Source organism: Sphingobacterium sp. SG20118, assembly GCF_044740685.1.
Lineage (GTDB): Bacteria > Bacteroidota > Bacteroidia > Sphingobacteriales > Sphingobacteriaceae > Sphingobacterium.
This window is the reverse complement of sequence record NZ_CP172826.1, coordinates 4,631,015-4,650,436: the sequence shown is the minus strand read 5'-3', so window position 1 is coordinate 4,650,436 and position 19,422 is coordinate 4,631,015. Positions and strand designations below refer to the sequence as shown.

General features: G+C 38.1%; 18 protein-coding genes and 1 pseudogene. 6 read left to right on the top strand and 13 right to left on the bottom strand.

Features of this window, described 5'->3' with window-relative positions; translation table 11 throughout:
* Window positions 1–7 precede the first annotated feature (7 nt).
* From ACFX5U_RS21255 to ACFX5U_RS21240, 4 genes are all read left to right on the top strand, one after another.
* On the top strand, window positions 8–496 hold the full coding sequence (locus ACFX5U_RS21255; RefSeq protein ID WP_400262065.1) for a SusD/RagB family nutrient-binding outer membrane lipoprotein: 489 nt from the start codon (window positions 8–10) through the stop codon (window positions 494–496).
* A complete protein-coding gene (locus ACFX5U_RS21250; RefSeq protein WP_400262064.1) occupies window positions 381–1,538 on the top strand; it encodes a SusD/RagB family nutrient-binding outer membrane lipoprotein in 1,158 nt (385 codons plus the stop codon). The genes ACFX5U_RS21255 and ACFX5U_RS21250 overlap by 116 nt, the downstream gene beginning before the upstream one ends.
* 23 nt (window positions 1,539–1,561) lie before the next feature.
* Window positions 1,562–3,082: a DUF5689 domain-containing protein gene (locus ACFX5U_RS21245; RefSeq protein WP_400262063.1), complete on the top strand. Its 1,521-nt coding sequence runs from the start codon at window positions 1,562–1,564 to the stop codon at window positions 3,080–3,082.
* A gap of 74 nt (window positions 3,083–3,156) precedes the next feature.
* The gene (locus ACFX5U_RS21240) at window positions 3,157–4,023 is read left to right on the top strand and encodes a glycerophosphodiester phosphodiesterase family protein (protein ID WP_400262062.1); all 867 of its coding nucleotides are present in this window, start codon (window positions 3,157–3,159) and stop codon (window positions 4,021–4,023) included.
* A 72-nt stretch (window positions 4,024–4,095) separates the two neighbouring features.
* On the opposite strand, the gene ACFX5U_RS21235 is transcribed toward ACFX5U_RS21240, so the two are convergent.
* The 11 genes and pseudogenes from ACFX5U_RS21235 to ACFX5U_RS21185 form a co-directional block, all read right to left on the bottom strand.
* On the bottom strand, window positions 4,096–5,085 hold the full coding sequence (locus tag ACFX5U_RS21235) for a rhodanese-related sulfurtransferase (protein WP_038701763.1): 990 nt from the start codon (window positions 5,083–5,085) through the stop codon (window positions 4,096–4,098).
* A 256-nt stretch (window positions 5,086–5,341) separates the two neighbouring features.
* Window positions 5,342–5,554 carry a DUF3820 family protein gene (locus ACFX5U_RS21230; RefSeq protein ID WP_200878688.1) on the bottom strand — a complete coding sequence of 71 codons (213 nt, stop codon included), beginning with the start codon at window positions 5,552–5,554 and terminating at the stop codon, window positions 5,342–5,344.
* Window positions 5,555–5,556: 2 nt separating this feature from the next.
* Window positions 5,557–6,312, bottom strand: coding sequence for a glycosyltransferase family 2 protein (locus tag ACFX5U_RS21225; RefSeq protein ID WP_038701761.1), 756 nt, complete (start codon window positions 6,310–6,312; stop codon window positions 5,557–5,559).
* A gap of 10 nt (window positions 6,313–6,322) precedes the next feature.
* Window positions 6,323–7,225, bottom strand: a complete 903-nt coding sequence (locus tag ACFX5U_RS21220) for a glycosyltransferase (protein WP_400262061.1) — start codon at window positions 7,223–7,225, stop codon at window positions 6,323–6,325.
* A gap of 4 nt (window positions 7,226–7,229) precedes the next feature.
* The gene (locus tag ACFX5U_RS21215; protein WP_038701759.1) at window positions 7,230–7,871 is read right to left on the bottom strand and encodes a class I SAM-dependent methyltransferase; all 642 of its coding nucleotides are present in this window, start codon (window positions 7,869–7,871) and stop codon (window positions 7,230–7,232) included.
* A 27-nt stretch (window positions 7,872–7,898) separates the two neighbouring features.
* Entirely contained in the window at window positions 7,899–8,963 is a 1,065-nt protein-coding gene (locus ACFX5U_RS21210) for a flippase (RefSeq protein WP_400263624.1), read from the bottom strand.
* A 34-nt stretch (window positions 8,964–8,997) separates the two neighbouring features.
* Window positions 8,998–9,255, bottom strand: coding sequence for a hypothetical protein (locus tag ACFX5U_RS21205; RefSeq protein ID WP_400262060.1), 258 nt, complete (start codon window positions 9,253–9,255; stop codon window positions 8,998–9,000).
* A 58-nt stretch (window positions 9,256–9,313) separates the two neighbouring features.
* Window positions 9,314–10,057, bottom strand: coding sequence for a DeoR/GlpR family DNA-binding transcription regulator (locus tag ACFX5U_RS21200; protein ID WP_038701757.1), 744 nt, complete (start codon window positions 10,055–10,057; stop codon window positions 9,314–9,316).
* 73 nt (window positions 10,058–10,130) lie between these two features.
* Entirely contained in the window at window positions 10,131–11,549 is a 1,419-nt protein-coding gene (locus ACFX5U_RS21195; RefSeq protein ID WP_400262059.1) for a hypothetical protein, read from the bottom strand.
* Window positions 11,550–11,682: 133 nt separating this feature from the next.
* Window positions 11,683–12,408: a YebC/PmpR family DNA-binding transcriptional regulator gene (locus tag ACFX5U_RS21190; protein WP_038701755.1), complete on the bottom strand. Its 726-nt coding sequence runs from the start codon at window positions 12,406–12,408 to the stop codon at window positions 11,683–11,685.
* 1 nt (window position 12,409) lies between these two features.
* Window positions 12,410–13,361: pseudogene (locus ACFX5U_RS21185) on the bottom strand (NAD-dependent epimerase/dehydratase family protein).
* A gap of 699 nt (window positions 13,362–14,060) precedes the next feature.
* Here ACFX5U_RS21185 and ACFX5U_RS21180 point away from each other — a divergent pair.
* Window positions 14,061–15,053: an aspartate-semialdehyde dehydrogenase gene (locus ACFX5U_RS21180; protein WP_038701753.1), complete on the top strand. Its 993-nt coding sequence runs from the start codon at window positions 14,061–14,063 to the stop codon at window positions 15,051–15,053.
* 443 nt (window positions 15,054–15,496) lie between these two features.
* Here the strand turns inward: ACFX5U_RS21180 and ACFX5U_RS21175 are convergent, their stop codons facing one another.
* Both ACFX5U_RS21175 and ACFX5U_RS21170 read right to left on the bottom strand, forming a co-directional pair.
* A complete protein-coding gene (locus ACFX5U_RS21175; protein ID WP_038701752.1) occupies window positions 15,497–16,498 on the bottom strand; it encodes a kelch repeat-containing protein in 1,002 nt (333 codons plus the stop codon).
* Between the two features lie 6 nt (window positions 16,499–16,504).
* The gene (locus ACFX5U_RS21170; RefSeq protein WP_038701751.1) at window positions 16,505–17,872 is read right to left on the bottom strand and encodes a DUF4270 family protein; all 1,368 of its coding nucleotides are present in this window, start codon (window positions 17,870–17,872) and stop codon (window positions 16,505–16,507) included.
* A 151-nt stretch (window positions 17,873–18,023) separates the two neighbouring features.
* Between ACFX5U_RS21170 and ACFX5U_RS21165 the strand changes: the two genes are divergently transcribed.
* Complete coding sequence (locus tag ACFX5U_RS21165) at window positions 18,024–19,421, top strand: sensor histidine kinase (RefSeq protein ID WP_400262058.1); 1,398 nt, start codon at window positions 18,024–18,026, stop codon at window positions 19,419–19,421.
* Window position 19,422 lies beyond the last annotated feature (1 nt).

Genomic DNA, 19,422 nt, shown 5'->3' with positions numbered 1-19,422 from the left:
AAATACAATGAACAACACGATCAAAAAAATATCTTTTGCTTTTTTGGCATTATCGATGAGTCTGCAGTCCTGTGATAAAGGCTTTATAGACTTAAATACAGATCCAGTCAAAACAACAAATGCATACCCTTCACAATTTATGGCTAATGCATTTTTAAATGCAATTACAGCTAATATGAGTCGAAATAGAAGTTTTACTAATGAATTGATGCAAGTAACTGTCTCGATTGGGGAAGGAGACGGTAAAGTCTTTCGTTATGACTTCAGACCAAGCTGGTCAAGTTATCTGTGGGATCAACATTATAAACATCTCATGAACTTTAAGGATATGTACCTTACAGCTTCAGAAGGCATCGGGTTTCAACCGATCCTATCAAGGGGTGGCATTACTTGGTCAATCTTGGTTGGTCTCGATATTGACCGATACTTATGGAGACGTTCCTTATTCAAAAGCTTTACTAGGTCGAGATTCCCTTATTTTAGAACCTCAATTTGATAAGCAACAGGATATCTACAGGGGCATGTTTGAAAAATTTGAAGAAGCCAATCAATTATTTAAGGGAGGCGATGCAATTGAGGCTTCAAGTGACCCCATTTTTGCTGGTGATATCTTAAAATGGCGTAAATTTTCTAACTCCATGTATTTGAGGTTGTTGCTTCGTGTTGCGCACAAAGAAGAAGTGGGCGCAGATGCAATTAAAAAGATAAAGGAGATACTAGAAGATAACCCTAGTGAGTATCCTATCATGACCAGCAATAGTGATGTTGCAGTATTAAGATGGACTGGACAGGGAGCGTATCTTTCGCCATTTATGGGAACTAGGGCACAAGATTTTCGTGCTACTTCTCTCGCATCTTTCTTTATTGATCATTTAAGAGATTGGAACGATCCACGTTTAAATATTCCTGAATATGGCACTAGCGGTATTAATAGATTAGGAATTGCTCCTGTTTCTGGAAATTATGTTGGAGTAGAGAGTGGTTATGCTGCTGGAAATGCAGAAGATTATACGAAGATGAGTTATTTCTATTCCTATGATCAAAATGCAGGTGTCAATAGCTTACAGACGGAACCATTAACGGGTATGCTTATGAATTATGCTGAAGTTGAATTCATCAAAGCTGAAGCCATCATCAAAGGGTGGATTTCTGGCTCGGCCGAAACGTATTATAATAGTGGAGTAGAAAACAACATTAAGCTCTGGATTCCAAATTGGGCACTTCCCGTGCAAGATTATCTAACCAATGCGGATATACAATGGGATGAAGGTAAAGCCGTAGCACAAAAAATGCAAACTCTGCATTTGCAGAAATATTATGCGCTCTTTACAGTCGATTTACAACAATGGTTTGAACACCGTAGAACGGGTTACCCCGTTTTACCAAAAGGTCCTGGTTTGAATAATAATGGTGAGATGCCATCGCGAATGGTGTACCCCGTTATCGTACAATCTTCAAATCCTAAAAGCTATAAAGAAGCTATTGCTAATCAAGGAGCTGATTTGATTAATACCAAAGTATGGTGGCAAAAACCTTAATAGCAGATTCAATAGAAATTAAGATGAAAAAAATATTTTTTAATATCATAACAATGATGGTGGTTTTGGTAGCCATGACATCATGTCAAGATACAAATTATCCGGGAGGAACAATTAGTTCACACATTGGAATTTTTGATCTTCGAGCTTTATTTAAAGGTGAAATGGTTACTATTGATGCTGAAAAATTAGCGGGCTCAAGTAAGCTAGCAGCATTGGTCGTATCGGATCATAAGGGGGGCAATCTTCCTGAAGGATTACTCGTTGTACAGGATACGAGACGTTTAGGAAAGTTACGTGGTATTTCAATCGATTTAGGCGATGCCGCAATGAATTATCAACCTGGAGATTCTGTCATTATTGATATCCTTGGCAGTCAACTTTTGCGTGAGGATGGTATTTTGAAACTTAAAAACATTAAAGAAAGTCAAATTGCAAAGGTGGCTTCTGGACGACCAATTACAAACAATGTTGTGACTTCTAAGGCGATATTGGAAAATCCAGATGCCTATGAAAGCACATTGGTTATTATTTTAAAGGGAGGATTTAACCCAATTCCTAAAGAAGGGGAGATACTATCTGGAACTAAAGTTTTAAATGATGGCTTTGGCAACTTAAATTTAGTAACAAATGAAAAGGCTGATTTTTCACAGCAATCACCTTATATACTAGGCAATTACTATGGTATTGTTTTTGGTCAGGAAGACGCTACTGGTGTCATTACTCCTTATCTGAGATGTCGTTCTAAAGAAGATGTTCTGATGCTCAGTTCTGAAATTGAAGTCGCATCAATTGTCATAACAGGTTTTTCTAGTGATGTTAAAGGCTCAGACACCAATTATGAATATCTACAGTTAATGGCTACAGAGGATATCGATTTCTCTAAAACACCTTATTCTGTTGTTGTGAGCAATAATGCTAATGCTTCAACACCTACAGGTGCACCCGCAAATGGATGGGCAACAGGGGGAATGAGAACGTATAAGTTTAATTTAACAAAAGGTATAGCGCGTAAGGGAACATTCTTTTATGTCGGCGGAAAATATCAGCTGATCAATGGAAGTGCTTCTACCAGTTTAGCGTCTTCCAATTGGGTGTTAAATTACGATTATAATGAAAATGATGGATTTGATTTTGGAAGTAAAAGATCAGGATTGTTCGCCAACAGTGGCAACTCTTTTGGAATAGCTATTTTTAAAGGAACCACTGTGACAAAGGATTCAAAACCAGTAGATGTTATGAATAATTCAGGAGGCGGAGCTCTTTGGGAAGGAAATAAAGGTTATCGTATTACAAATAATGATTTCTATGATGTTATCAATCCTTTAACGATGGAACCACAGCCTTTCTTTAAGCAGGGTACAAATCAATTATTTTTGAAATATAATACAGCAGATGTAGGTTATTTTGTAAGTCTTGGTGGGGAGTATAATCTAACGTTAGGACGTTGGACGGCAGCTCGTAGCCAAAATAATGTGGAGATGACCAAAACGTCTACCATTGCAGAAATAGAACCTGAAAACGCAACGATACTCGTAGAATAATAACAAATTAAAGAGCAGCTTTTTAAGCTGCTCTTTTAATTATTGCGCTATATAGCAGACCAATTTTATTTGATATGATCATAAAAAAGTTTATTTTAATAATTTGTACAATATTTGGGAGTTTTATTTCTTATGCTCAGCAAGATATTGTTATTTACGCACACCGCGGTTTTAGAGGCCTAATGCCCGAAAATACCATAGCAGCCATGAAACATGCTTTAGATAAGAAAGCTGGAGTATTGGAATTGGATATCGCATTCACTTCAGATGGACATGCCGTAGTTTCCCATGATCCTTGGTTGGATTCCTTGATTACATTAGACCCAGCTGGAAAACCAATAAGAAATAGGAAAGAGCATGCTATTTATAAAATGACCTATCAAGAGATTGCTAAATATGATGTGGGAAGCCAACAACACAAGGATTTTCCCAAGCAACGTAATTTTAAATCAGAGATTCCAAAGTTGACAGATTTAATTGATAGTGTTGAAGTTTATGCGAAAACTTTGGGTGTTATACCGCGCTACAGCATTGAAACCAAAACCAATCCAAAACGAGATGGAAAGGCGCAACCTAATCCGGGGGTATTTGTGAAAGATTTAATGAAGATCATTAATGATAAAAATATTGCTGACCGCGTCATTATTCAGTCCTTCGATCCTCGCACCTTGGAAATTGTACATCAGGATTTTCCGAAAATTATTACAATGCTCAATGCGACAAAGGGAACATTTGAAGAAAACATGAAATTACTGACATTTTATCCAACATATTATGCACCTAATGCAAATCTGATAGACAAAAACTTAGTTGATACATGTGAGCGGCTAGGCATTAAGTTACTTTGTGGGAATAACAATAGTAAAAAAGAAATTGATCGCGTAATGGCTCTTGGTGTCACTGAATTCTGTTCGGACTATCCTTATGAGGAGTTGCCATAATCAGGTTATTATAAATAAGTAATAACATTATAAAAGAAAAGGGTCGAAAATATTTTCGACCCTTTTCTTTTATTAAGAATTTTCTAAACTAACTTTTGATGGGAAGTTTTTATGTTTTCTTTTGCTTATTTTATCCATATTGACAGGTTGTGGTATTTTTACATAGTAACCTGTACCATCGTAGGTACGCTTTAGCGGGTCTTCTTGACATGCTGTAGAGCAACAGCCCTCCAATTGTTCGCCACAAGCATCACATTGTGTAAAATGCTCATTACAGATGGGACTAGCACAGTTGATCATCTTCGGTGTTTCCTGCCCACAGTTTTTGCATTTTGATACAACCACAGGGTTTACCGAATTGACATCTACAGTAACACGATTGTCAAACACGTAACATTTACCATCAAAATCCTTTCCATCAGCTTCTTTCCCATATTTGATGATACCCCCGTGCAATTGGTATACATCTTCAAAACCTTCCGCCAATAATAAGGCCGAAGCTTTTTCACATTTTATACCACCCGTGCAATAGGTTAATATTTTTTTACCCTTATACTGTTCTAGTTCCTTCACTTTTTCTGGAAACTCTCTAAAATTTTCAATATCTAACGTTACCGCATTTTTAAAGCGACCGACATTATGCTCATAGTTGGAACGGACATCAAGCACCACAACATCATCACGATCCTTCATTTCCATAAAGTCTTTCGGTTCAAGATGGATACCCGTTTTTTGCGTAGGGTCGATAATTTTCGGGTCACGTAGGCCAGAATGCACAATTTCGGTTTTATAGCGGCAGTGCATCTTAATAAAAGAAGGTTCTGATACTTCATCTATCTTAAATTCGGTATGATTGAATCGGCCATCGGCATATATGGCATCCATATACGCTTTACAGGATTCCGGGGAACCCGATACCGTTCCATTTAGACCTTCTTCCGCAACGATAATACGTCCAACTAAATTTAACGATTTACAAAATTCTAAGTGATCTGCCGCAAATTTTTCAGCGTCAGCGATAGGGCTGTAGCAATAGTACAGTAAAGTTTGATATTGTGCCATAGTTTTCATTGATACCGCTGCAAACGGCGTTTAATGTAAATGAATTACAATGCAAAATTAGATAAAATTGTTTTATTTACAATTTTATTTGTGTCATATATCAAAGAAACGGGGATAGATCTGTTCCATATATCCTTATTGCTATCTCCTTTACCATCAAAAATTATCTATAGCAGAAGTATCGTTGCGAGCAGACTCAAAACTATGATAAGCGGGAAATATAGAAAATAGGGGGTGGTGACCGTGATGATTTTGATTACTTTTTCTTCAAAGGTTCCAACAGATATTCCAATCCGTTTAATTTTATCTCGTAAAGTGTACCCAATTGAATGCCAAGTTTTCCGGGAGGAAAGCCCTTCTGATGGAACCAAACCAAGTAAGGTTCCGGTAAATTACATAAGGTATATCCTTTGTATTTTCCAAAAGGCATTTTTACCGTTACGAGTTCTGTTAAGATATCAGGATTCATCATTAGTCTTCAGGATTACCATTTTTAATGCGATAGGCGATCATTCTCAGCCCAATAATACAATGATTGAACAGATTTGGAATCGTTCCGTAGTATTTTTTGAAAATATCATACCGTTCTTTCAGCGATTCGCGATGTCTTTGCTTAGACATACCACCCACTAAATAGCGGGCAACATGTTGCTGGGCATTGACACATTTATTGGCCTTTTTTGCCGCTTTTATCACCCAATCAATATCAGCACACAATTTATAGTGCAAATCATAAGGTTCAGCAATACTTCGTTTGATGTAAATCGCTTGATGGCAGATGTTCATGCCATAGCGAAAGCTTTTCCAATCAAAATGCATCGGGACTTTATGTCGGCGCTCACCGATTATTTCCCGCTTTTCGTTGATTAAAAAGGTTTCCCCATATAGGATATCCGCATCATCGCTCAGGGCAGCTAAATTGGCCAAAGTATCCTTTGAATAGAGCTCATCTCCAGAATTTAAAAAGAGCACATAATCTCCAGTAGCTATCGCGAGCCCTTTATTCATCGCATCGTAAATACCCTTATCTTTTTCAGAGATAATCCTCGTTATCTGCGATCTGTAATTTTCGATCAGGGCTAGTGTGCCGTCCGTTGATTGCCCATCAATCACGATATATTCAATCTGCTTGTATGTTTGACCAACAACAGATTTTAAGGTATGTTCGATGTCCCGCACATTATTGTAAACGACTGTAATGATGGAAAATGTGGGATGATTATGCATGCTATTTTTTTTATGCGTTGAATTTCTTTTTTGCAAAACGGATTGCTCTATTCAAGAGCGACCCTTTTCTATGGGCGTAAAAATACTTAATTGCTTCATAAGCCTGCGCATGTTCACGAATATCTGCGGGAAATTGTGTTATTTTTTCAGTAGCAAGTACCACCTGATACGTAGATTCGGCTGCTGTGTGTGTGCCCGAACCATCGTTCCCGATATTCTGGGTCAGTGAATTGCGAGGATAAAGTACCAGACCGTTATTTTTAAAAACAGAAGCATACCAACGAATAGCCCAAGAATTGATCTTACCAGATTTGAATTCCTGCACCTGTTTCCAAAAATTCTCTTTCCCTTCAATACTGAACTGGTGAATCTGTTCGGTGGTAAAGTCGTCCGTGAGGCTATTTATATCAGCGTTGAAATGATTCCATGCTCGGTCCCAGGTTGCCCAGCCCCAGCTGTTCGCTACCCGAAAGAAAAAAGTTTCGGGTAGCAATGCCAAATCCTTCAATGGATAGCCGTATCCGGATATTTGCATCACCCTATCCTCATGTTGATAACGCTCCAGCGCATCATTGAAATACGTTAAGGCAAAAGGAGAGGTCGTCAGATCATCTTCTAAGACGATGATTCGTCCGTATTTTTTTACGATTGCAGATACGCCATCGATTACATTCGCTGCCAGTCCGCAGTTCGTATCGCGCAGAATAAGGTGGACTTTTTTAAACTTCCAATCGCTTTTGATTACTTCACGCACTTGCTCCACGGCAACTTTTGATTGTTGGTTTTTGGGAGCATCAGAATAAATGAATAGTTCGGACGAAGCCGCTAATGCATTTTTTTCTAGTGCCTGTAATGTCTGTAAAGTATGATCAGGTCGGTTGTAAACAAATAAGATGATTGGAGCAGCTGACATTTTATTAGATTCCTAAGCAGTTATTTTCTTTGTAAAATAAGGATGTTACTTTTCTATGGATAGCCCCGATTGCAATACCAGAGAAAGGGATATGTTTAAAACCCTGTTGTACGAGATAATCGATAGCAGGTTGATAGTGTGTTCTTTCAGAGTCATCCAGTACCAGTACGCCACCTTCATTCAATCTTTCGATTGCATTTTTACAACAAGCAACACGTTTTCTACCATCAACGATGACCATATCGTAGCGCTGATCTTCTTGCAGAATAGCATTTACATAATCATCATGCTCCAAACTTATGTTCCTCATTTCTACATTCTCGGGCATTTGATTCTTGATGCGTTCAAACCAATTGGTATCGTGTTCTACCGCGATTACCTGTTTTACATGTTGCGCATAAAATAGGGTGGAGTTTCCAGCTCCATATTCAAAAAGCATCAAATTTTTATTTAATCGACCATCCAAAAAATCCAAAAAGGAATAAGTGAGCCAAGGAATTGGTTCACCATTAGGGTTTAATGATTCTTTGTTTAAGTACGAATTGACCCATCCAGTTTGTACGAAATATCCTTTAAACGCTAAGGATAAGAGCCCTTTTAACAATTTACTATTCAATAACGATTGGTAACTACCAGTTTTTTCCATTTTTTAGTTTTATAAGAGAAAATAAACTTAACGATTTATTTTCAAAAACTTTTCTTTTATCGTCGATAATAATCCGATAAGGAAGAGGGACCGGATCATCAGAATGGCGTTTGGACGTGTTTTTTTAATGAATAGCAGGAAAAAAGTAGATGCAAAATAGGCGATTAGCGTAGCGTAGGCAGCTCCGATAATGCCAAATTTTGGTATGAAAAAATAATTCAATATGACATTCAGCAATGCGCCAAACGCTGTGCGATACAAGGTGATTTTTGTGAGACCTTCGGCAATAAGGTATTGGGCACTAGCGGTTCCTAGGAATGTAAATACGCCTGCCCAGATATGTACTTGAAGTGTATGTAATCCTTCAGCATACTCCGGCGGATAATAATATTTGAATAAAATAGGAGCCACACATGTCACGATCAGGGCGACGGATACACTTACGAATACCATTAGCTCATACAGATTTCCGAGACGTTTTTGATATAATTCAGGACTTGTCCTTCGGGCATTCATGATGGCAGGAAATAAGGAAGTTGATATGGCCACAGGCATAAAATACCAGCTTTCACTAAGTGATACAACTATTGAGTACACACCCAGAGCCGATTTACCTAGGATGGCATCGATCATCAATTGATCGATTTTCATATAGAACGTGATGAATAAAGAGGAAAATGCGAGTGGCCACCCCAGTTTCAACAGTTCTTTGGCGGTAGTAGGGTCGTATTTCCAATTGGATATCCGGTTGCCTGTTTTATGGTATAGCGCTAAGTAGCCAATTTGCAAGATGATGACGTCGATGATTAAAGTCCAGATGAAAGCATCTAAAGGAGCTTTAAAAAGAATTAAAGCAAACTTGATAACAGCCGATAGGATATTTCCCCCGACCTGTACCAGCATGATAACCTTGCCTTTTACCTTTGCTTGAAAAAAGCTATCAATGATCTGTACGGCCTGAATGATGCAAATGAACGACACAAGGGCAACCTGCTTAAAAGAGGCGGCAGGGGCTTCTGGCGCAAAATGAGCAATGAGAAAATAAGTGATGTACACGAGGGGTAGGACTAAGAAGCCCGTAATGATACGGATGCGTAATGCCGAACCTAGTAATATGTTTTCTTTTTCAGGATGTTGTAAGAGCTGTCGTGTAATGAGTCCGTCGGTTTCCCATGGTCGCTATACCCGTGAAAAAAGCGAGTATGACTAGCGGGTAGTTGTAAGTACCAAAATGTGCACTTCCCAAATAGGAAGGAAGCGCAAATGTGGTTACCAACATTTTTATAAAAAGAGATCCTACACGCGCGATTAAAAGCCAACCCGTGTTTTTAAAATATTTTTCGAATGCTTCTGGATTAAATCCTGGTAATGCTGGTATTTTCATTATAATGCAAACCTACTGATTTTTTTTAGAGGTTTGCATGAGAATGAAAAGGGTATTCTTACAGTACATTAATGGTATTCGCAAATTCTGATAAACTAGGATGTGTTGGATTTAAGTCCGTTACCAGATAATTCACATCGTGGAGTGGGACGACTTTCATTTTTTGTACTGAATTTAACTTTTCAGCGATACTTAGGATAACCAGTTTCGTAGAGCATTTTATCATCGCTTTTTTGATTTGTACTACTTCCCAATCCGAGTCTGTAACACCATCTTGTGTAGATAGACTATTGGTACCTAATAAGCAGATGTCAACCTTGATGTCAGATAATTCGTTTGTTACTTGCGATCCAGATACAATATTGGTATTTCTGGATAATTTTCCTCCAATCAGTATGACCTCTAAATTAGGTTTCTCTGCTAACTCTAACGCAACAAGTGGACTTATCGTGAAAATCGTACACTGTAGACTATCTGGGACAAGTCGGGCTAATTCAATCATCGTTGTGCCACCACCAGCAAGAATGGTCATGCCATTTTGAAGTAACGTAATCGCTTTTTTAGCAATTTCTTTCTTCGCTTCTTTCGCATACACGTTGCCATCTTGAAAAGGAAATTGAAAAGACTTGGAAAGTGCACCGCCGTATACTTTTAGTACTTTACCATTTTCAGCTAGTTCATTTAAGTCACGTCGGATGGTGTCTTCAGATACATTGAGCTGAATGCTTAAGTCTGACGACAATACCTTATTGTGCAAATTGATTTGATGTATAATGAAAGCTTGTCTTTCCTCTTTTAACATAGCAGATAGTTTATATAGTAGAAATTATTTATACAAATGTAATTATATGAAGGTATAAAAAATAAATGTTTTTTTACTCGCTATCCTTATTTTTTACTTTTGTTACTCCAGCTTTAAAACGAGGTTTAAAACCCACAGGCTTGTTTATTTCTTCCGATGCAGGATTTGCTGCTTCGGTCTTGTCTGTAGCTTCGGGAATTTGCTGTTCAGCGGTAGGAGGTATTTCCTGCTCGGTATCAGAAGTCGTGTCTGTTGTTGCAGTTTCCGCTGCTGGGTCTTTTGTTATTGCAGCTTTTGTTACTCCAGCTTTAAAACGAGGTTTAAATCCCGCAGGCTTATTTATTTCTTCCGATATAGGATTTGCAGCTGCGGTCTTATCGGTAGCTTCAGAAGCTTGTACTTCAGTAATTGGAGCTGTTTCCTGCCTAGCATTAGGAGTAGCATCTGTTGAAGCAGTTTCGATTAATGGGTCTGTTGTTATTGCAGCTTTCGTTACTCCAGCTTTAAAGCGAGGTTTAAAACCCGCAGGTTTTTTTGTTTCTTCCGATGTAGGATTTGCAGCTGCGGTCTTATCGGTAGCTTCAGAAGCTTGTAGTTCAGCGGTAGGAGCTGTTTCCTGCCTAGCATTAGGACTAGCATCTGTTGAAGCAGTTTCGGTTGCTGGGTCTGTTGTTATTGCAGCTTTTGTTACTCCAGCCTTAAAACGAGGTTTAAAACCCGCAGGCTTTTTTGTTTCTTCCGATGTAGGATTTGCTACTTCAGTCTTATCGACTCCTTCAGCAGCTTGCAGTTCAGCGGTAGGAGCTGTTTCCGGCCTAACATTAGGAGAAGCATCTGTTGAAGCAGCTTCCGCTGCCGGGTCTTTTGTTATTGCAGCTTTCGTTACTCCAGCTTTAAAGCGAGGTTTAAAACCCGCAGGTTTTTTTGTTTCTTCCGATGTAGGATTTGCAGCTGCGGTCTTATCGACTCCTTCAGAAGCTTGCAGTTCAGGAATTGATGCTGTTTCCTGCTCAGCATTAGGAGTAGCATCTGTTGAAGCAGTTTCGGTTACTGGGTCTTTTGCTATCGCAGCTTTCGTTGCTCCCGCTCTAAAACGAGGTTTAAAACCCGCAGGCTTAGTCGTGCCTTCCGTTTCAGTCTTAGTCGGTTCATTTGTATCCACCTCGCTAACGGTGTCTGTCGTTGGTTTTGATGGAATTGCAGGAGCTCTAAAACGAGGCTTAAATCCAGTCGCAGGGATCGCTTCTTTGGTTGTGACCGTTTGTTGTTCCTTTACTTCTACCGATTTCTTGCTCTCTTTTTGATCAACTATTACTTCCTCTAATCGATAACTTTTTCGCAGTCTATTGAACCAGAATTTTTTAGTGTGATCAAAACTCTTTTCACCCATTGCCGCGAAATGTTTTCTGAATTCTTCATAAAGTGAGTTGTCAGCTTTCTTTAAAGCTATTAAATCTATCTTTTTTTTAGTGAAAAATTCTTCAAAAGTCATCCTGAAAATATTTAGTCTAGTACAAATGTATACTATTTTATTAATCTTTAATAGCTTGGATGCTATTTTACGCTTATTTTGAACATAAAAAAAGAGCGACTAGCGCTCTTTTTAATGTTGTTATGCGAAAATATTAAGCCATATTATGATATACAGCCTGAACATCATCATCTTCTTCAATTTTATCGATTAATTTCAATACATCGGCAGCTTCTTCTTCAGAGATATCCGTATGTGATAATGCGATACGTTCTAATTTAGCAGAAGAAACTACAATCCCTTTCTCCTCCAATAGACGTTGCATATTGCCAAAATCTTCAAAAGAAGTCTGTACCACTACGATATCATTACCTTCTTCATCCGATTCGATGTATAATTCTTCAAGACCACCATCGATCAATTCTAATTCCAACTCATCCGTGTCTAAATCTTCCGTTGCCGGGAATCTAAAAAGAGATTTGCGATTGAAGATAAAATCTAGTGAGCCTGTTTTACCCAATGTACCACCAGCTTTGGTGAAGTAACTGCGTATATTGGCCACTGTTCTATTGGTATTATCTGTAGCAGTTTCAATTAAGATCGGCACCCCATGAGGGCCATATCCTTCATATACATATTCTTCATAGCCTTTAGAATCTTTTTCAGAAGCTCTTTTTATTGCCGCTTCTACACGATCTTTAGGCATATTTACAGCTTTCGCATTGTTTATCGCTGTACGTAATCTTGAATTTGTCTCTGGGTGAGGGCCATTGTCCTTCACTGCAATTGCAATTTCTTTACCTAAACGCGTGAATTGAATAGCCATTTTGGCCCAGCGTTTAAATTTACGTTCTTTTCTAAATTCGAAAGCTCTTCCCATGTTATATTTTGTTTGTTTTAAGATTCTCTATCATCTCGGCAGTAAGCTTAGCTAAATCAAAAGCTGGCTTCCAGTTCCAATCTGTTCTTGCTGGAGAATCTTCAATACTAGCAGGCCAAGAATTTGCAATAGCTTGTCTAGGATCATTCTCCGAGTAAGTGATTGTAAAATTAGGAAGAATTTTTTTAATTTCTTCTGCTAGTTCTTTTGGAGTGAAACTTACCCCTGTTAAATTATAGCTTGAGCGAATCGTTAAACTTTCTTTTGGCGCATCCATTAACTGTAAAGTACCACGAATGGCATCGTCCATATACAACATCGGTAAAGCTGTATCTTCCGATAGGAAACATTCATAAGTTCCTTTTTTCAATGCATCATAGAAAATATGAACAGCATAGTCAGTTGTACCACCTCCTGGTTTCCGCTTTCCATGAGATAATACCTGGGTAACGGATACTACGGATATCCAATCCACGATTTTCTTGGTACCATTCTACTAAACGCTCACCAGCTAATTTACTGATACCGTAGATTGTATTTGGATCCATCACACAATATTGATCGGTATTCGTCTTAGGCGAATGTGGACCGAATACTGCGATTGAACTTGGCCAGAAAATCTTGGCAACTTTATATTCGACAGCTAAGTCCAATACGTTCAATAGACCATTCATGTTCAAATCCCAAGCTTTTTGCGGATAAACTTCGCCAGTAGCCGATAACATGGCGGCCAATAGATATACTTGTGTAGGTTTATATTTTATAAATAAGGATTTTATAGCACTTTTTTCAAGCACATTGAGGGGTTCGAAAATTTCTCCATCCTTTAAATTTTGAGGTTCTCTAATATCGGAAGTAACGACATTTTCTGTACCAAATTTCTCTCTTAAAGCTGTAGCCAATTCTGTTCCGATTTGGCCATTTGCACCGATTATAATAATGCTTTCTTTCATCGATGCAAATATAGTATTTTTATTAAGGTAATCAATCTTTTGTGAGCGGTCAAAAAACGAATATTAATGCACCTGTAGTCTGTTTAAAGCCTTTATTATCATGGTGATTGAAATGTGTTTTCATGTAAATCAAAGCCTTTTAATGATACCTTTTAAGATCTTTTTAGTTGATTATTTCTTCAATTTGTGGCCTTTTATTACATATCAATCGATTGCTTTTTTTTTAGTTTTCTTGGTAGGATAAATCGGCACATTTGGTACCCATTTCAGTAATGGAGAAAAAAGAACTTTTGAGCATGGTTATTGGCGACCTTTTTTGCCGAATATTTAAAGCAAAAATTTATTTAATATGTTGCCTAGAATTTATCTGCTATTTTTTTTGCAGCTCATTTGAGGTAGATTAAGTTTTCTATGATGAAATTTTAATGCTGTTTCTAGCATGATCACGTTGTATCTTAACATTTATTACAGTAGATTTTAGCAATCTGCACAAGAGCACTGTTAGCTGCTGGTTGCTAACAATATTTGAAGATATTTTATTAAAGAGGCATTAATGTGTCCATATTAATATTACTTTATGTATTTTTTTGCAATAATCGTCAAATATTAGCCCTAAATTTCGTAAGTTTGAGAAATACGAATATTCTATTTTGAATATTTACAACAGATTACATAACAAATTAAAGAGAAGGTAACAAGATGAAAGTCGCAGTAGTCGGCGCAACAGGCCTTGTAGGTACTGAGATGCTAACAGTGTTAGCAGCGCGCAATTTCCCAGTTTCAGAATTAATTCCAGTAGCTTCAGAGCGTAGTAAGGGTAAGGAAATTGATTTTAAGGGAAAGAAGTATAAGGTGGTTACACTATCTGAAGCTATTGCCTTGAAACCTGATGTTGCCTTGTTCTCTGCTGGAGGTTCTACTTCTTTGGAGTATGCTCCATTATTTGCAGCTGCAGGCATTACGGTTATTGACAATTCATCAGCTTGGCGTATGGATCCTACTAAAAAATTAGTCGTTCCAGAAGTAAATGCAGATGTTTTAACAGCCGAAGATAAAATTATTGCTAATCCCAACTGTTCGACGATACAGATGGTGGTCGCTTTAAAGCCTCTTCATGATAAATATAAAATTAAGCGTGTTGTTGTATCGACATATCAATCTGTAACAGGTACTGGCGTAAAGGCCGTTCAACAGATGATGGATGAGCGTGCTGGAAAAACAGATGGCGAGCGAGCATATGCATATGAAATCGATTTAAATGTCATCCCTCAAATTGATGTTTTCCAAGACAATGGATATACCAAAGAGGAAATGAAAATGATTTTGGAAACAAACAAGATCATGGGTGACGATTCGATTAAAGTAACAGCAACCACAGTGCGTATCCCAGTGATGGGCGGGCATTCCGAAGCGTTGAACATTGAATTTGAAAATGATTTTGATTTGGCAGACGTTCGCGCAGCACTAGCTGCACAATCTGGTGTTATTGTGGTTGACGATCCTGCAAACTTGAAATACCCAATGCCAAAAGATGCACATGGGAAGGATGAAGTATTCGTAGGACGTATCCGTCGTGATGAATCACAAGCTAATACCTTAAACATGTGGGTTGTGGCCGATAATTTACGTAAAGGTGCCGCAACAAATACAATTCAGATCGCTGAAGCATTAAAAGAAAGAGGTTTGATTTAATCTCAATTTATACTATTAGGGAGGAGCTATAGCAGTACATGTTATAGCTCCTTTTCTTTTGGACATAACCTATAGCCATATTCCAATCTAGAAAAGGGACTGCGCTAGTTCTTCGATCTGCTTGTCGTATATGCATTGCATGAAGCAGACTCGTTTCTATTTCAATTTATTTCTTCACTAAAATAAGCGGCCATCCTCCGATGGGAGATAGCATAAACTGTGGGCTTGTCGTGCATACAATCCGAATAGGGGTATAACTTGGTATGAAGCATGCTACATGAGCCTGAAAATTTGGCTGGTCTAAGGTTGATCAATGGTGATAAGGTCGGAGGAGGATATGCGAAGATTGTAAACGATAAAGAGGCGTTTTTCAATGAAATAATAAAGGGGTCGTATCTTATCTGATACGACCCCTTTATTATGTTTAAATATGGATTGTTACCCTATTTTACAGGATTAAATTTCCAAGTATCGTAGAATTTATTTGAACCATTTTGACCAGTAGTAATATAACCTACGTTGTCGATTGCAAATCCAACAGCATCTTGTCTAGCTTGACCTTGGAAAACTTGATTGTCAGCATTCCATACGTCATTTGAAGGGTTGTATTCCCAGATTGTGTTGATAACCGTTTGTTTGTAACCACCTACTACATAAGCTAAGTTGTTCAATACAAAAGAAGACGTATTTGAACGTGTTAAGTTGTAGTTGTACGATTTATCATCACGGTTTAAATCATTCAATTTCGTCCATCCTTTACCATCATATTTAAAGAAATCTTCAGGATATGAACTGTTGTCGATACCACCACCTACATAAGCAATATCATTGATTACAAAAGCGAATCCATATCTTCTATTTGATTCTAATGGGCTATCTACAGCTGACCATGCATTTGCAGCAGGATCATATTTGTAGAAAGATTTTACGTTATTGTCTGTATTATTTCTAGAACCCGTACCTACATAACCGTAACCTCCGATAGAGAAAGCAACAGCACCAAAGCGTGCTTCAGCTGGAAGGTCAGCGATTTTAGTCCAAGTATTATTTTTAGTATCAAACTTATAAAAGTCAGATAAAGCATTAGCTCCATCATAACCTGTACCTACATATCCGTTGTCACCAATAGCAAAAGCAACTGCGTTGTTACGCGCTACACCAGGGAATTCAGCTTTTTGAGACCAAGTTCCTGCAGAAGCACTATATGCCCATGTATCTTTTTTGCGAACATCTACTTGTCCTTCTTTTGAAAGACCTGTTGTTACGTAAGCAATATTGTTAACTAAGAAAGATACTGCTCCACTTCTTGCGTCACCATCGAAAGCAGACGCTCTTGTCCATTCTACTACTTCGTCTTCATCATTATTATCTTTCGATTTACAAGAGTAAGTTGAGAAAGTTACGACGCACGCTAATATGATAAGTAGCCAATTTTTCTTGTTCATAAACTGTTAAAATTTAGTATATAAGATGTTTAATTTTATTTTTGGTTTGTTATTTGCATCCTTTGCTACAATAAGTTTATCTACACTAGAGAATAAACCAGATGTTGGTACGCTCACAAATAGGGAGGTATTATAGTAGCTTTCTTGTTTAATATTATTTAAATATTCAATCAAATTGAATACATACTTTGCATTTGTACCAAAATCATTTGCGCCGATATAAGGAGCTTGTTGTGGCTTTGTATCAAATGGTGTGTTGACCATACTTACCGGATTACCGTATCCATTAGCCACCATTAAGATTAAGCTTGATGGCGAGTTGAAAAACGAGTTCTGGTATTTGCTCTCCGTCTCTATAACGAGTTCAGCCTTATTAATCGCTACAGTTGGATCATTAACTAATTTCAAAAGTGTCGGAAAGGTCAATTTTACAACCGTTCCAGTGCTACCTTCTAAGAAAACATCACCAGCTGTTGTTTCACTCTTTAGCTCAGGATTCTTAACCGTAAGCGCACTAAATGCTGTTCCTTGACGGTCTGATGCGACATTATTAAATTGGTAGGCCTTATCGCCTAAATTGAATTTAGCAACAGCATTTACTTTAAAACCCTGCTCATTGACAAAGTTATAATGAATCTGCATGGTTACGGTATCTTTATAACCGATGATCGCGGTATTATTTTCTCCAGGTATTACTGCAATACCCTTGAAGTACTCAACAAAATTCTGATTTGAAGAAATAGCAGACTTTCCCTCTTTGATCATCGAGAATAAGGTATTGCCTAAATTATCATCTAATCTAATGGCTACCGAATCTAGTTTTTTGACAAAAGGTTGGAATGATAACGTTCCTAAAGCCGTAGGATCGTAAGCAAATTTTTGATCGTTATAGATGGCCGGACCACTTACAAAAACTGGTTTCTCATTGATATCAGAACCCGAGTTGATCTCTTTTAATGTAATCTGATCCGTTACTTGGTGAATCGCTATCGTTTGTGTTTTGGTTGTATCTCCGTAGAAATATTTGTTAGGTTTCAATACAAATGTGATGGAATCGTACTTTGCAGCAGTTGGAATGGATGCTGTTGTGATTTCACCGATGCCCATACGCATATAAGATGATGCCGTGATGGAACCTGTTAGGATATCCGTATTTTTTCCAACAAGAATAACGCCTGTTGCAGATGTCGGTACGTCATCCAATTGATAAGTGGATGCATTCACTTGAAGCGAATCCATCGGAACGATACCCATTGATTCATCTCTTGAATTGTCTAAAGAGAGCGATATATCTTTATTACAAGCTGAAATGCCTAGCAGTAATAACGCTGAGAATAAAAATTGAACGCTATGTCTCTTAAAATTTCTTATCATGCTTAAAAATTGAATAATGCAAATGTAATCAATGCGCATTGTTAATCAGTGTTATATTTTGTTAAATATGGTTAATTACCAAGGCGAATGCAAATTTAGTAATTTAAATTTGTTTTTAATTATGGCAAGCAAGTTTAAATTATTGATTACAATGTCGGTATTAACCGGGATCGGGCTGGTTAGTATCCTGAGTATATGGTTATACGGCAGTTATAATAACCGGTTGGAGCTGTTTCTTTCCTCTGCAGAACGCAGTATGTTCAATATCGTACAGGAGGTATATCAGGCACACAGTAGCGATTTGAAAAGTGATCAGGGCGGTGCTTTGGGCGAACTGCGCAAGAAGTTAAGGGATAAGTATACCGATACTGAAATTGATACCCTTTTTCAGGAGCTTGTTTCTTATCATAAACATCCCGGGGCAAGTCGAATAGCCCGTAAAGCGGTTGCCGTAGGCGGCGCTGACACAAGTAAAGGGGGTGGTAAAGCCAGTGGGGAGATTATGGCTCCTTCTTTATTTTTACAGATTAAGAGTACCCCAGCTATTATTGAAGAAATAAAGAGCAGATTTGATCTTGCGTTGCAGAATAAGGGGGTGGTTTCCAGTTACGATATTACAACCCATATTATCCCGCGCGACAGTTTATTTGCTATTCGTAAAGCCTATCGTGAAAAGAAACTGTCTTGGACACGCCCTATGATGATTGATGCCGCCAACAGTGAGTTTTTGGTCGTGAAGTTTAAAGATGTATGGAAAGATCTACTTTTTGATCTGGGTTGGCAATTGGGTATTGCTATTCTTTTGGTCACTATTTTTATAGGCTCCATAAGCTATCTTTTTAAAACTATCTTTCGTCAAAATAGATTGGCAGAGATGCAAAAAGCATTTGTCAATAACATGACCCATGAGTTAAAGACACCTGTTTCTACTGTGATGGCAGCCATAGAGGCCATCCAATTGTATGGAGGCAAACAGGATTATGCTAAGATGGATCGTTACCTCAGTATTTCAAGGAACGAGCTCGATCACCTATCCGATATGATCGATCGTGTCTTACAAATGGACGTCGACGAGCGTAATGGCCTGCTGTTGGAATGGAGTCAGATCGATTTGATCCAGATTTTAGAAAAGGCTGCAGACACTTTCCAGATCAATGTCAATAAGGAAGTGAAAATAACGGTAGATAGCGATGTTGCAGCGCTCTATTTGCGCGCGGATGGTTCGCATATTAGAAATGTCGTCAATAATCTATTGGAAAATGCCGTGAAATATTCGGGAGAACGAGTAGAAATCTGCATCCATGTACGGGAGCATCGCGACCAGATCGAGTTTAGTATTTCAGACAAAGGAAAGGGGATTGCAATGGCCTATCAACAGGATATATTTGGTCTGTTTTTCCGCGTTCCAGAAGGAAATTTACATCAGGTAAAGGGATTTGGAATAGGGTTGGCCTATGTACGGCAGGTCATCCGTCAGCATGGTGGAGAAATTAAAGTAAAAAGCATACCAAATAAAGGAAGTACCTTTACCATTACACTACCAAAATAAT

Coding starts and splice junctions, on each gene's coding strand:
- ACFX5U_RS21255 (WP_400262065.1), top strand. CDS start 8: ATGAACAACACGATCAAAAAAATATCTTTTGCTTTTTTGGCATTATCG.
- ACFX5U_RS21245 (WP_400262063.1), top strand. CDS start 1,562: ATGAAAAAAATATTTTTTAATATCATAACAATGATGGTGGTTTTGGTA.
- ACFX5U_RS21240 (WP_400262062.1), top strand. CDS start 3,157: ATGATCATAAAAAAGTTTATTTTAATAATTTGTACAATATTTGGGAGT.
- ACFX5U_RS21235 (WP_038701763.1), bottom strand. CDS start 5,085: ATGGCACAATATCAAACTTTACTGTACTATTGCTACAGCCCTATCGCT.
- ACFX5U_RS21230 (WP_200878688.1), bottom strand. CDS start 5,554: ATGAATCCTGATATCTTAACAGAACTCGTAACGGTAAAAATGCCTTTT.
- ACFX5U_RS21225 (WP_038701761.1), bottom strand. CDS start 6,312: ATGCATAATCATCCCACATTTTCCATCATTACAGTCGTTTACAATAAT.
- ACFX5U_RS21220 (WP_400262061.1), bottom strand. CDS start 7,225: ATGTCAGCTGCTCCAATCATCTTATTTGTTTACAACCGACCTGATCAT.
- ACFX5U_RS21215 (WP_038701759.1), bottom strand. CDS start 7,871: ATGGAAAAAACTGGTAGTTACCAATCGTTATTGAATAGTAAATTGTTA.
- ACFX5U_RS21205 (WP_400262060.1), bottom strand. CDS start 9,255: ATGAAAATACCAGCATTACCAGGATTTAATCCAGAAGCATTCGAAAAA.
- ACFX5U_RS21200 (WP_038701757.1), bottom strand. CDS start 10,057: ATGTTAAAAGAGGAAAGACAAGCTTTCATTATACATCAAATCAATTTG.
- ACFX5U_RS21195 (WP_400262059.1), bottom strand. CDS start 11,549: ATGACTTTTGAAGAATTTTTCACTAAAAAAAAGATAGATTTAATAGCT.
- ACFX5U_RS21190 (WP_038701755.1), bottom strand. CDS start 12,408: ATGGGAAGAGCTTTCGAATTTAGAAAAGAACGTAAATTTAAACGCTGG.
- ACFX5U_RS21180 (WP_038701753.1), top strand. CDS start 14,061: ATGAAAGTCGCAGTAGTCGGCGCAACAGGCCTTGTAGGTACTGAGATG.
- ACFX5U_RS21175 (WP_038701752.1), bottom strand. CDS start 16,498: ATGAACAAGAAAAATTGGCTACTTATCATATTAGCGTGCGTCGTAACT.
- ACFX5U_RS21170 (WP_038701751.1), bottom strand. CDS start 17,872: ATGATAAGAAATTTTAAGAGACATAGCGTTCAATTTTTATTCTCAGCG.
- ACFX5U_RS21165 (WP_400262058.1), top strand. CDS start 18,024: ATGTCGGTATTAACCGGGATCGGGCTGGTTAGTATCCTGAGTATATGG.